The 13015-nt window shown below is 73.0% G+C and carries 10 protein-coding genes; 8 read left to right on the forward strand and 2 right to left on the reverse strand.

Annotated elements, in window-relative coordinates; translation table 11 throughout:
• Window position 1: 1 nt before the first annotated feature.
• Window positions 2-1195 carry a pyruvate dehydrogenase (acetyl-transferring) E1 component subunit alpha gene (pdhA, locus tag MRBLMG1_RS12430; RefSeq protein ID WP_367823599.1) on the reverse strand — a complete coding sequence of 398 codons (1194 nt, stop codon included), beginning with the start codon at window positions 1193-1195 and terminating at the stop codon, window positions 2-4.
• A 343-nt stretch (window positions 1196-1538) separates the two neighbouring features.
• Between pdhA and MRBLMG1_RS12435 the strand changes: the two genes are divergently transcribed.
• The 3 genes from MRBLMG1_RS12435 to MRBLMG1_RS12445 all read left to right on the forward strand — a co-directional run bounded on the left by MRBLMG1_RS12435 (window position 1539) and on the right by MRBLMG1_RS12445 (window position 3955).
• Window positions 1539-2198: a response regulator gene (locus MRBLMG1_RS12435; protein ID WP_367823600.1), complete on the forward strand. Its 660-nt coding sequence runs from the start codon at window positions 1539-1541 to the stop codon at window positions 2196-2198.
• Between the two features lie 221 nt (window positions 2199-2419).
• Window positions 2420-2872 (forward strand): pyridoxamine 5'-phosphate oxidase family protein, encoded by a 453-nt coding sequence (locus tag MRBLMG1_RS12440; RefSeq protein WP_367823602.1) that lies wholly within the window; start codon window positions 2420-2422, stop codon window positions 2870-2872.
• Between the two features lie 15 nt (window positions 2873-2887).
• Window positions 2888-3955: a phosphotransferase gene (locus tag MRBLMG1_RS12445; RefSeq protein WP_367823604.1), complete on the forward strand. Its 1068-nt coding sequence runs from the start codon at window positions 2888-2890 to the stop codon at window positions 3953-3955.
• Window positions 3956-4041: 86 nt separating this feature from the next.
• Here MRBLMG1_RS12445 and MRBLMG1_RS12450 read toward each other — a convergent pair whose 3' ends face one another.
• On the reverse strand, window positions 4042-5637 hold the full coding sequence (locus tag MRBLMG1_RS12450) for a protein kinase domain-containing protein (protein ID WP_367823605.1): 1596 nt from the start codon (window positions 5635-5637) through the stop codon (window positions 4042-4044).
• Window positions 5638-5912: 275 nt separating this feature from the next.
• Between MRBLMG1_RS12450 and MRBLMG1_RS12455 the strand changes: the two genes are divergently transcribed.
• From MRBLMG1_RS12455 to MRBLMG1_RS12475, 5 genes are all read left to right on the forward strand, one after another.
• Window positions 5913-7577 carry a protein kinase domain-containing protein gene (locus tag MRBLMG1_RS12455; protein WP_367823607.1) on the forward strand — a complete coding sequence of 555 codons (1665 nt, stop codon included), beginning with the start codon at window positions 5913-5915 and terminating at the stop codon, window positions 7575-7577.
• 802 nt (window positions 7578-8379) lie between these two features.
• On the forward strand, window positions 8380-8550 hold the full coding sequence (locus MRBLMG1_RS12460; protein ID WP_367823609.1) for a hypothetical protein: 171 nt from the start codon (window positions 8380-8382) through the stop codon (window positions 8548-8550).
• A 96-nt stretch (window positions 8551-8646) separates the two neighbouring features.
• Window positions 8647-9288, forward strand: a complete 642-nt coding sequence (locus MRBLMG1_RS12465) for a PadR family transcriptional regulator (RefSeq protein ID WP_367823610.1) — start codon at window positions 8647-8649, stop codon at window positions 9286-9288.
• A 100-nt stretch (window positions 9289-9388) separates the two neighbouring features.
• On the forward strand, window positions 9389-10123 hold the full coding sequence (locus tag MRBLMG1_RS12470; protein ID WP_367823612.1) for an ABC transporter ATP-binding protein: 735 nt from the start codon (window positions 9389-9391) through the stop codon (window positions 10121-10123).
• A complete protein-coding gene (locus tag MRBLMG1_RS12475; protein ID WP_367823614.1) occupies window positions 10120-12984 on the forward strand; it encodes an FtsX-like permease family protein in 2865 nt (954 codons plus the stop codon). Before MRBLMG1_RS12470 ends, MRBLMG1_RS12475 begins: the two co-directional genes overlap by 4 nt.
• Window positions 12985-13015: the final 31 nt, after the last annotated feature.

Genomic DNA, 13015 nt, shown 5'->3' on the forward strand with positions numbered 1-13015 from the left:
ATTACTCGCCCTCTCCGTTCGCGAAGGACGCCTCGTAGGCGGCGAACTGCGCGCGCTCCTCGTCGACGAGCGCGTGCCCGTCCGCGTACACGTTGTCGAAGATCGCCATGTGCTCCGGAACGGGCATGGCGCGCACGACCTCGCGGACCTGCTTGCCGAGGGCCTCGCTCTCCACCTCCAGCTCCTCGAAGAAGGCGGCGTCGGCGTGGCCCTCGTTCTCCATGTACGTCTTGAGGCGCTGGATCGGGTCCTTGGCCTCCCACTCCTCGCGCTCCGCGTCGCGGCGGTAGCGGGTCGGGTCGTCGGAGGTGGTGTGGGCGGCCATCCGGTAGGTGAACGCCTCGATGAGCGTCGGGCCCTCACCGCGGCGGGCGCGCTCCAGGGCCGACCGGGTCACGGCCAGGCAGGCGAGGACGTCGTTGCCGTCGACGCGGACGCCGGGGAAGCCGAAGCCGCGGGCGCGCTGGTAGAGCGGGACGCGGGTCTGCTTCTCGATGGGCTCGGAAATGGCCCACTGGTTGTTCTGGCAGAAGAACACGACCGGGGCGTTGTACACCGCGGAGAACACGAACGACTCGTTCACGTCGCCCTGGCTGGAGGCGCCGTCACCGAAGTACGCGAGCACGGCGGAATCCGCGCCGTCCTTGGCGATGCCCATGGCATAACCGGTGGCGTGCAGCGTCTGCGAGCCGAGGACGATCGTGTACAGGTGGAAATTGTTGCTGCTCGGATCCCAGCCGCCGTGGTTCACACCACGGAACATTCCCAGCAGATTCGTGGGGTCGACCCCACGGCACCAGGCGACGCCGTGCTCCCGGTAGGTCGGGAAGACGTAGTCGTCGTCCCGCAGGGCACGGCCGGAGCCGATCTGGGCGGCCTCTTGGCCGAGCAGCGAGGCCCACAGGCCCAGCTCGCCCTGCCGCTGCAGGGCGGTGGCCTCGGCGTCGAAGCGGCGGGTGAGGACCATGTCGCGGTACAGACCGCGCAGTTCCTCGGCGCTCAGGTCGATGTCGTAATCGGGGTGCTGGACGCGCTCTCCCTCGGGCGTCAGCAGCTGGACGAGCTCGGGCTCCACAGCGTCCGCCTCGGCGCGCGTGCTCGTCTTCTTGGTGGTGCTCGTGCTCGCGCTTGCGGTGCGCTTGGTGCCGCTGCTGCGTCGCGTCGTCTTGCGCGCGGCAGTGCTCTCCACGGTCACGTGCGTGCTCCTCCGTCGGTCCGGCCTCCGGGTTCGCCGGTAAGGCCAGTGCGGCTCTCCGCCTTATCCGTACCCTTCGCACGGGGTGGGTGCGACGCGGCCGGGGTCGGGCGTGACAGGTGCCCCGGCGAGCGCCCCTCTCATAGGCACGTTACCCACAGCGCAGCTATCCCGCGAAACCCCACTTGACCTGCGATTTTGCTTGGATTTCCAAGTAAATCGAGAAAAGCGGGAAGCGCGGCTGGTCAGCGCGTCGGCAGCGGCTTGAGAGGCCGCCGGAACAACGGGCACGTTATCCCGCGCACCCCGGGCGCGGGAAGAGCCAATATGTGAGACTGACTGCGTGCGCGAAGATGGAAAAATCCGGGTATTTCTGCTGGACGACCACGAAGTCGTCCGGCGCGGCGTCCACGAGCTGCTCTCCGTGGAGGACGACATCGAGGTGGTCGGCGAGGCCGGAACGGCGGCGGACGCCCTGGTCAGGATCCCCGCGACCCGCCCGGACGTCGCGGTGCTCGACGTCCGGCTGCCGGACGGCAGCGGCGTGGAGGTGTGCCGCGAGATCCGCTCCCACGACGAGTCGATCACATGCCTGATGCTGACCTCGTACGCCGATGACGAGGCGCTCTTCGACGCGATCATGGCCGGGGCGTCGGGTTACGTCCTCAAGGCCATCCGGGGCAACGAGCTGCTGAACGCCGTACGGGACGTGGCGGCCGGCAAGTCGCTGCTCGACCCGGTGGCGACCGCCCGCGTCCTGGAGCGGCTGCGCGACGGCAACAACCCGAAGGGTGACGACAAGCTCGCCAACCTGACGGACCAGGAGCGCAAGATCCTGGATCTGATCGGCGAGGGTCTGACCAACCGGGTGATCGGCGAGCGGCTCCACCTCGCGGAGAAGACCATCAAGAACTACGTCTCCAGCCTGCTGTCCAAGCTGGGCATGGAACGGCGCTCGCAGGCCGCGGCGTACGTGGCCCGGCTCCAGGCCGAGCGCCACTGACCGACGGCCGCGGAGCGCCGGCCACCGGCCCACCGGTCGCAGAGCGCCACCGATCCGACGGCCGTCGAGCGGCACCGAACGCCCCGGGGCCCCGGTCCCGTCCGTGCCTCACCCGTACGGACCAGACCCGGGGCCCCAGGTGGCTTTCGGGACCTACGTCCCCGTGAAACCGGGGCAGGGGCCCCTTTTCCGACACGGGGCCGGTGGCGGAGAGTGGAACCATGTCCACCGACGAGAACCGCGCCATCGAGCTCCTCCACCGCGTGTCCTACGGCCGAGTGGCGACGAGCATGCGGGCGATGCCGTTCGTCGCCCCCGCCCGGCACATCGTGGCCGACGGCCGCGTCCTGATCCGGATGCACCAGGGGCTCGGCTACCACCGCGCGTGCAACGGCAGCGTCGTCGCCTACGGGGCGGACAACTTCAACTCCGGATCGGAGAGCCTCTGGTCCGTGCAGTTCACCGGCACCGCGGAGATCGTCGAGCCGACCGCCGCGGAACTCGCGGCCTTCGGGCCCGAGCCGGAGCTCGTGGACGGCGAGCCCTTCGTCCCGGTCTTCATGCGCATCGAACCGCAGTTCGTGACGGTGCACGCGCTCGACTACGCGAGCGAGACCCCGGCGACCGCGCCCGCCGGGCCCTCCGTACGGCGACACCTCCACCACGTAGCGTGATCTAACATCTGGCGGGTGCCGCGCTCATCTGAACCCCTCCCCACGCCCGCCGGACGGCACCCCCGTCCGTCCGGGGCCCCGCCCGTCGGCGCCCTGCTGCGCCGCCACCGGCACGCCGGAGAGCCCCTCGCCTGCGAACCCGTCACCGAGGGCCTGCTCAACCGCGGCTTCCGGCTCACCACCACCCGCGGCACGTACTTCCTGAAACAGCACCTCGACGCCCCCACCGCCGACCGCGCCACCATCGTCCGGCAGCACCGCGCCACCCAGCGCCTGCACGCCCTCGGCCTGCCCGTCGCCCCGCCGCTCGCCGACGCCACGGGCCGCACGGTCGCCGTCGTCGACGGCCACTGCTACGCCCTGCACCCCTGGATCGACGGCCGCCACCGCGACGGCACCCAGCTGACCGCGGGCTGCTCCCGCCGCCTCGGCACCCTGCTCGGCCAGGTCCACACCGCCCTCGACCGGGTGATGGAACCCACCGGCCCGGAGGGCCCGCACGGCGCCGACGACCGGGCGAGCGCCGACCTCCAGGACACCTTCCGGGCCATCGACGAACTGATCGGCCTGGTCCGCGCGCACCGCCCCCGCGACAGCTTCGACGCGCTCGCCGAGCACCGGCTCAGGGAGCGCCGCCGGCTGCTCGCCCAGCACGCCCACCACCGTCCCCCGCCGGCCGCGGCCGCCGGCTGGGTGCACGGCGACTTCCACCCCCTGAACCTGCTGTACCGGGGGGCCGAGCCCGCCGCGATCGTCGACTGGGACCGGCTCGGGGTCCGGCCCAGGGCCGAGGAGGCGGTCAGGGCCGCCGCGATCTTCTTCGTACGGCCCGGCGGCGAGCTGGCCCTGGAGAAGGTGAGGGCCTACGCGCGCGCGTACCGGCGGGCCACGGGGGCCTGCGGCGGCGAGCTCGCGGCCGCGGCCCACCGGGTGTGGTGGGAGCGGCTCAACGACTTCTGGACGCTGCGCTGGCGCTACCAGCTGCACGACCGAAGGGCCGACCCGCAGTTTCCGGCGGTGTCGGCCCTGGCGGTCTGGTGGACCCGCGAGTACGAGGCGGTGCGTGACGCGTTCGCCGGCTAGGGGCCGGCTGACCGGGGCGCGGGGGGCTTCGGGCCCCTCGTCGGCTCAGTCGGGCCCCGCGTCGGGCCCCGCGTCGGGTCAGTCGGTCACGGTGTGCCGGTGGTCGGCGGGCCGCCGGGGTTGCCGCCCGAGTCGTCGGTCGGATCGGTGCCCGGGTCCGTGGTGGGGTCGGTCGGCGGCGTGGTCGTGCCGGTCGGCGTGCCCGTGGGGTCGGTCGGCGGCTCCGTCGTCGGCTCGGTGGGCGGCTCGGTCGACGGGGTGCCCGTGGGCTCCGTCGGCGTGTGCGTCGTCGGCGGGTTCCACGGCTCCTGGGTCGCGCCGCCGTCCGAGGTGCCCGAGTCCTGCGTCTGCTCGTCGGTGGGCTCCTCCGACGGCGTGGGCTCCTCGGAGGCCGTCGACGGCGAGTTGCTGACGGAGGTCGGCGTCTTCACGTCGCCGTCCTTGTCCTTCGCCTTGTCGACCGCGTACACGACACCGGCGACGACCGCGATCAGCGCGAGCGCGACGAACAGCCACAGCTTGCCGCGTCCGCCGTTGCCGCCGCCCTGCGAGCCGTACGACCCGTCCTGGCCGTAGCCGCCGGTGCCGCCCGTGCCGCCGTCGTAACCGCCGTATCCGCCGTCGTCCGGGTTCATCGGCGGGAGGATCGGGCGCTGCGCCGTCTCCCCGTGCATCGGGTGGCCCATCGCGGTGGTCGCGGCCATGCCGCCGGCCGGGGTGCGCCCGCCGTCGTGCATGTCGACCGGGCCGGTGTTCCAGGTGCCGGTGTGGCCGCCGTGCTGGTGGAGCATCTGCAGGCCGTACTGGATGAGCCCGCGCATCTCCTCGGCGCTCTGGAACCGGTCGTCCGGGTCCTTCGCGAGGGAGCGCATCACCAGGCCGTCGAGCTCCGGCGGCACCCCCGCGGTGACCTCGGACGGCGGGACGGGCGCGTCCTGCACGTGCTGGTACACCACGGAGAGCGGGGTCTCGCCGGTGAAGGGGGGCCGCAGCGCGAGGAGTTCGTAGAGGAGGCAGCCCGTCGCGTACAGGTCGGAGCGGTGGTCGACGGCCTTGCCGAGCGCCTGCTCGGGGGAGAGGTACTGCGGGGTGCCCATGACCATGCCGGTCTGGGTCATCGTCGACTGCGCGCCGTGCAGGGCACGGGCGATGCCGAAGTCCATGACCTTCACCGCACCGGCGTGGGTGATGATGACGTTCGCCGGCTTGATGTCGCGGTGCACGATGCCGTGCTGGTGCGAGTAGGCGAGTGCCTCCAGGACTCCGGAGACGATGATCAGGGCCTGCTCGGGCCCGGGCGCCTCGGCGCTGAGCAGCAGGTCGCGGATGGTGCGGCCCTCGACCAGCTCCATCACGATGTACGGCACGGGCCGGCCGGCCACCAGGTCCTCGCCGGAGTCGTACACGGCCACGATGGCATGGTGGTTGAGACCGGCGACCGACTGCGCCTCGCGTGTGAAGCGGGCCTTGGAGACCGGGTCCTCGGCGAGGTCGGCGCGGAGCAGCTTCACCGCGACCGTGCGGCCGAGCCGTACGTCCTCCGCGGCGAAGACCTCCGCCATGCCGCCGCGGCCCAGACGGTGCGTCAGCCGGTAACGTCCGTCGCCGACGACCCCGCCGACGCCCCAGGACTCCGCTGCCGCGTCCGGCACACCGCCGCCTGCTCCGGATTCGGGTGCCATCAGTCCTCGCCGTCGTCTGTCGTGCCGTGTCCAGTCGTCACGCTACAGGCTCCGCACGACATCACGGTCCGAGATGGACCGGCCATCCAACCCCGCCCCCGTACACCTGTGCAAATTCGATGACATCGTCCGGCCGTGGCCGAAACGCTTCGGAGAGGGTTCCTGTGCGGAGGGTCACGGAACGGGCACCCGGCTTGACGTGTCACTGCCCTCGGGCAGACTTGGCCGAGAAAATCCGGATCAACGCCGCCACGCGCGCGTAGGGGGAAGCACAGATGAGCCAGGACGGCGCACAGGGCCGCTATGCGGGCGGTTCGGTCGCGGGCGGCCGGTACCAGCTGCGCGATCTTCTCGGCGAGGGCGGCATGGCGTCGGTGTACCTGGCCTACGACAGCGCGCTGGACCGGCAGGTCGCCATCAAGACGCTGCACACCGAACTCGGCCGGGAACAGTCGTTCCGCGAGCGTTTCCGCCGCGAGGCGCAGGCCGTCGCGAAGCTGTCGCACACCAATATCGTCTCGGTGTTCGACACCGGCGAGGACACCCTCGACGGCGCCGTCATGCCGTACATCGTCATGGAGTACGTGGAGGGCCAGCCGCTCGGCTCGGTCCTCGCCTCCGACGTCCAGCAGTACGGCGCGATGCCGGCCGACAAGGCGCTCAAGTTCACGGCCGACGTGCTGGCCGCCCTGGAGGTCAGCCACGAGATGGGCCTGGTCCACCGCGACATCAAGCCCGGCAACGTGATGCAGACCAAGCGCGGCGTGGTCAAGGTCATGGACTTCGGCATCGCGCGGGCCATGCAGTCCGGTGTCACCTCGATGACGCAGACCGGCATGGTCGTCGGCACCCCTCAGTACCTCTCCCCCGAGCAGGCCCTCGGGCGCGCGGTGGACGCCCGCTCCGACCTTTATTCGGTCGGCATCATGCTCTTCCAGCTGCTGACGGGACGTCTGCCCTTCGACGCCGACTCCCCCCTCGCCATCGCCTACGCGCACGTGCAGGAGGAGCCGGTCGCCCCGTCGACCGTCAACCGTGCGGTGACGCCGGCGATGGACGCGCTCGTCGCCCGCGCGCTGCGGAAGAACCCGAACGAGCGGTTCCCGAGCGCGGCGGCCATGCGCGACGAGTGCCTGCGGGTGCTGTCGGCGGGCCGGACCGGCGCCCCGGTCATCGTCCAGGGCGGTCCGGTCAGCAGCGGCGCGGGCGTCGGCTCGGCGGTCTTCCCGCCGATCGGCCAGACCCCGCCGCCCACCCCGCACGGGGTGCAGCAGCCGTACCAGCCGCCGACCCCGCAGCCCGGCCCGTACGGCCCGGCGACCCCGGCGCCCGGCCCCTCGTACGGCTACCCCCAGCAGGCCCCGACGCCGGCGCCCTACGCGCAGACGCCCGCGCCGTACTCCGCCGCTCCGACGCCCGCGCCGTACGCGCCCGGCCCGGCTCCCGCGCCGTACGCGTCCGGCCACTCGCCCGTCGCGTCCGGCGGCTCCCGGCGGAACACCCCGGTGCTCGTCGGCGCGGTCGTCGTCGCCCTCCTCGCCGTCGGCGGCCTCCTCGTGGCGCTCAACCTCGACGAGGAGAAGGACCCGCAGGCGGGCGGCACCGGCGGCACCGACACCCAGCAGAGCCAGACGGCGGCCCCCGGCCACAAGGGCCCCGACCTGACCAAGACCATCGACACGAAGAAGTGCATGCAGCCGGAGGAGTCCAGCGACGACCCCGAGAAGTTCGAGGCGCCCAACTTCACCTACAAGAACCTCCAGTCGGTGAAGGCGTGCGTCCAGGCGGCCGGGTGGAAGATCATGACCCAGACGCCGGTGGACGAGTCGACGTACGGCGAGGGCACGGTCCTGGAGCAGTACCCGCCGGCCGGTCAGGACATCACCGACAAGGACGCCGAGTTCACCCTCAAGGTCTCCACGGGCAACCCGCCGCAGTAGCGGACGCCCGTACGGCGGTGGCCGGGCCGCCACCGCCGTGCGCCTGGCGCCACCGCCGTACGCTCCGCCTCCATTGCCGCACGCCCGCACCCGCCGTACGCCCTGCCGCACCCGCCGTACGCCTGCCGCATCCGCCGTACGCCCTGCCGCGCCCGCCCGGATGCCGGAAACGTCCCGTCATGTGACGCTGAGTTGACTACCTCGGCGGCTCGGCACGGGAGGGGGTCACCCGGTGACTCCAGCACTCCGCAGGGCACGGGCGCGGGCTCTCGGCCCCGCGCTCACCTGCGTGTTCGTCGGTGCGTGCGGCCTGTACGCCGCACCCCTCGCCCATCCGGCCGACCCTCCGCACACCGCGGTGGGCACCACGGCCCCGACGCCCTCGCCGACCGGCACCACCCCGGCTGCGCCCTCCGCGTCACCCTCCTCCACCGCGCCGTCCGCGACCGCTCCGGCCTCGGGCCCCGGCACGGGCACCGCCACGCCGGGGCGTACCGGAGGAGCCGGCACGCCCGCGCCCCCGGCACCCGCGCCCACGGGCACCGGCAGCGGCACCGCCTCCCTCTCGGGCTCCCCGGCAGGGCCGGGCGCCGGGCCGAGTGACGCTCCCACGCCGAGCGGGTCCGCCTCGCTGGCGGGCCGACCGGCCGGGGAGGGGCGGCCGCGGCCCGGACGTTCCGAGCCGGCTTCGGACAGTGCGACGGACCCGTCGCCGGACCCCTCTCGTACCGAAACCGCTACAGACGAAAGCGAGCACGAGGCCGCCGAGGAGGAGCCGGAAGCGGTACCCGAGGAGGACCCGGTGCTGCCCGAGACGGCGCCGGCCACCCTGCCGGCCGCCGGTTCCCGGCTGGCGACCGAGGCCTCGCCCACCCTCGGCGACCAGCGGATTCCCGTCCTCACCCTGGGTGCGGGGCTGGCGCTGATGGGGCTCGGGATCGGTTTCCTCGGCCTCCGGATGCGCCGCCGCTGAGGCCCCCGCGGGCCGCCCGGTCCCCCTTGAGGCGGAGCTGCCGCTTCCGCCTCAAGACGGTTGTCGGCGACGACATACCCGGTATACATACTGAGTATGTCGATCCGCCATGGGCTCCTCGCCCTCCTCGAACGCGGCCCGCGCTACGGCTCCCAGCTCCGTACGGAGTTCGAGTCCCGCACCGGTGCCACCTGGCCGCTGAACGTCGGCCAGGTCTACACGACCCTCAACCGTCTGGAACGCGACGGGATGGTCGCGCAGAGCGGCGAGGACGCGGCCGGGCACGCGCTCTACGCGATCACCGACGACGGTCGCACCGAGCTCAGGACCTGGTTCGAGAAGCCGGTGGACCGCACCAGCCCCGCCCGTGACGAGCTGGCCATCAAGCTCGCCATGGCCGTGGGCGCGCCGTCCGTCGACATCCGCGACGTCATCCAGTCCCAGCGCCGGCACACCGTCAAGGCCATGCAGGACTACACGCGGCTCAAGGCCCAGGCACTCGCCGCCTTCGAGAGCGGCGGCGCCCGGGAGCGCGACGACGTGGCCTGGCTGCTCGTCCTGGAGCAGCTGATCTTCCAGACCGAGGCCGAGGCCCGCTGGCTCGACCACTGCGAGTCCCGGCTGATCCGCCTGTCGGCGACCGCGCCGACGGCTCAGGCCGACCCCGGCACCGCGGCCGCACCGCGGGCGCCGGACGCGGCCGGCACGCCGACCACCGGTGCGCCCGGAGCGCGTTGACCGCACGCTCGCGCTCCGCCCGTACCGCCGACCCACCACCGTCCACCGCACGCTCCGTGCCCGGCCGTGCGCCGGGTACGTCCCAAGGGGGGACCCCTCGATGTCCACACAGCAGCCCGTGCTGCAACTCCAGAACCTGACCCGTGTCCACGGCTCCGGCGCCACCGAGGTGCACGCCCTGCGCGGGATCGACCTCGCCGTGTACCCGGGCGAACTCGTCGCCGTCATGGGCCCGTCCGGCTCCGGGAAGTCCACGCTGCTCACCATCGCGGGCGGCCTCGACACCCCCAGTTCGGGCCGGGTGATCGTCGAGGACACCGACATCACCACCGCGAACGTCAAGCAGCTCGCCGCACTGCGCCGCCGCAGCATCGGCTACGTCTTCCAGGACTACAACCTCATCCCGGCCCTGACCGCCGCCGAGAACGTCGCCCTCCCCCGCGAGCTGGACGGGACCTCCGCCCGCAAGGCGCGCGTCGAGGCCGTGGCCGCCCTGGAGGAGATGGGGCTCGGCCACCTCGCCGACCGCTTCCCCGACGAGATGTCGGGCGGCCAGCAGCAGCGGGTGGCCATCGCCCGCGCCCTCGTCGGCGACCGCCGGCTCGTCCTCGCCGACGAGCCGACCGGCGCCCTCGACTCCGAGACCGGGGAATCCGTGCTCGCCCTGCTCCGCTCGCGCTGCGACGCGGGCGCCGCCGGTGTCCTCGTCACCCACGAGCCCCGGTTCGCGGCCTGGGCCGACCGCGTCGTGTTCCTCAGGGACGGCGCCATCGTCGACCAGACCGTGCGCAGCGACGCCGACTCGCTCCTGTCGGGCCAGGTGGCCGAGGCGTGAAGACCTGGCTCCACTCCTGGCGGGCCGCCATCCGCATCGCCCGGCGCGACGCCTGGCGCTCCAAGGGCCGCAGCGCCCTCGTCCTCGCGATGATCGCCCTTCCCATCCTGGGCGTCAGCGCCCTCGACCTGACCTACCGCAGCTCCGAACTCTCCCCCGCCGAGCGGGTGGAGCGGTCGATCGGCGCGGCCGACGCGCGCCTCAGAGACGCCCAGACGGGCGGTGTCCCGATCCTCCAGGACCCGACCGGAGAGATGAGCACGCCGGCCAAGGACCCCGGGAAGGGCACCTGGCCGAGCGGTTCCACCGACGTCGCCGAGGCGGTCCCCGCCGGCTCCACCGTCCTCACGGACGGGGCCGGTTCGGCGAAGATGACGACCGTCCACGGCCTGCTCATGACGGAGGTGCGCGAGCTCAAGGCGTCCGACCCCGTCGCCCGGGGGATCATGACGCTCCTCGACGGGCGTTTCCCGGAGAAGGGCGACGAGGTCATGGCCACCTCGCACTTCCTGGAGACCAGCGGTCTGTCGGTGGGCTCGACCCTTTCCGCCCGCAACTTCGATCGCCCGTATCGGATCGTCGGCTCCTACGAACTTCCCGACTCGCTCGACGCCGACCAGGTCAACGCGCTGCCGGGAGCGTTCCTCGCGCCGTACGGGAAGGCCGTCGAGAAGGCCGGTCTGCCCGCGCCCGACACCTCCGTCTCGTACCTGGTGCGCAAGCCCGGTGGTTTCACGTGGAACACCGTGCAGCAGATCAACACCAAGGGCGTCACCGTCGTCTCGCGCGCCGTGCTGCTCGACCCGCCCGCCAAGGCCGAGGTGCCGCTGTTCCAGAAGGGCGGCTACGGCGATTACGAGTCCAGCGCGGCGGCCGACGCCGCCGACCTCGCCGCCCTCGGCACCGTCGTCGGCCTGGCCATGCTGGAGATCTGCCTCCTCGCCGGACCCGCGTTCGCCGTCGGCGCCCGCCGCTCGCGCCGCCAGCTCGGTCTGGTCGGTGCCAACGGCGGTGCCCGCAGCCACATCCGGGCCATCGTGCTGAGCGGCGGTCTGGTCATCGGCGTCGCCGCCGCCGTCACCGGCACCGTCCTCGCCGTGCTCCTGACCCTGCTGCTCCAGCCGGTCCTCGAAGACACCATGGGCCAGCGGTTCGGGGCCTTCGACGTCCGGCCGGCCGAACTGCTCGGCATCGCGCTGCTCGCGGTCCTGACCGGCCTGCTCGCCGCGATCGTCCCGGCCGTCACCGCCTCCCGGCAAACCGTGCTCGCCTCGCTCACCGGCCGGCGCGGGGTCCGCCGCAGCAGCCGGGTGCTGCCCCTGGTCGGCCTCGCTGCCGTCCTGGTCGGCGGCGCCATCGCCCTCTTCGGCTCGCTCGTCAGCCGGCAGTTCATCATCGTGGCGGGCGGCTCCGCCATCGCCGAGCTGGGCGTCGTCGCCATGACCCCGGCCCTGGTGGGCCTGTTCGGGCGGACCGGCCGCTGGCTGCCGCTCTCCCCGCGCCTCGCGCTGCGGGACGCCGTCCGCAACCGGGGCCGTACGGCGCCGGCCGTCGCCGCCGTCCTCGCCGCCGTCGCGGGCACGGTCGCCGTCTCCACCTACATGGCCAGCAGCGAGGCGCAGAACAGGGCCGACTACGTGCCCCTGCTGCCGTACGGCGTCGCCTCCGCGTTCGTCCCCGAGGAGGGCGGCCGGGACGTCCCCGCCGTCCGCGAGGCCATCCAGCGCGCCTTCCCCGTCGACGTCAGCGCCGACGTCGAACGGATCTCGGTCGGCAACCCCGGCTGCGCGCGTTGGGACGAGGGCCCCGAGTGCGGCCGCTACGAGGTCGTCGTCCCCCGGGCGAACGAATGCCCGCTGTACGCGTTCGCCCCGGACGGCGGCGACCCCGCGGAGAAGTACACGCCCGAGCAGCGGCGGAAGATGCTCAGCGACGACTGGCGGTGCAAGGAGTCCGCGAGCAGCGGCATGTACATCACCGACGGCGGCCTGCTCGTCGGCGACGCCGCCGTGCTCCGGATCCTCGGCGTCGACGACCCCGCGACCGTGAAGGCCCTCGCCGACGGCAAGGTCGTCGTCTTCAACCGCTCCCTCGTCGACAAGAACGGCACCCTCGGGATCAAGCAGATCACCGACGTCACCGCCGCCCAGAAGGCCGCCGATCAGAACCTCCCCGTCCCCGGCAAGGTCGGCTCCCTGCCCGCCTACCTGGTGCCCGGCGACAAGCAGTCGTACGGCCTCCAGGCCCTCATGACCCCGGCCACCGCCAAGGCCGCCGGCCTGGCCACGGTGCCGATGGGCGTGTACGTGAGCACCGACCGGCTCCCGGACAGCGAGCAGCGCCAGAAGCTCGACGGCGACATCGCCAAGCTCGGCAGCGCCGTCGAGTTCCACCTGGAGGAAGGATTCGTCAACCGCGACAGCATCATCCTCATCGCGCTGGCCGTCTTCGCCGGCCTGGTCACCATCGGCGCGGCCGGCATCGCCACCGGGCTCGCCCAGGCCGACGCCGAGGCCGACCTGAAGACGCTCGCCGCCGTGGGCGCCCCGCCCCGGGTCCGCCGCACGCTCAGCGGGTTCCAGTGCGGAGTCGTCGCCGCGATGGGCGTGATCCTCGGCTCGGCAGCCGGACTGCTGCCCGCCGTGGGCCTCCTGCTCACCCAGGAACGCGAGCAGCTCCACTACTACGAGGAGAGCCTCGCCCAGGGCTGGAGCGGCGACGCCACCCCGCCCGACCTGCCGATCATCGTCCCCTGGGAGACGCTGGCCGGCCTGCTCGTCGCCGTCCCGCTGGGCGCCGCCCTGCTCGCCGCCCTCGTCACCCGCTCGCGCGGCGCGATGGCCCGGCGCGCCGCGACCTGACGGACCTCGTTGCCGACCCGTGCCCCTGTAC

Source organism: Streptomyces sp. LMG1-1-1.1, assembly GCF_040815545.1.
In the GTDB taxonomy this organism is placed as follows: Bacteria; Actinomycetota; Actinomycetes; order Streptomycetales; family Streptomycetaceae; genus Streptomyces.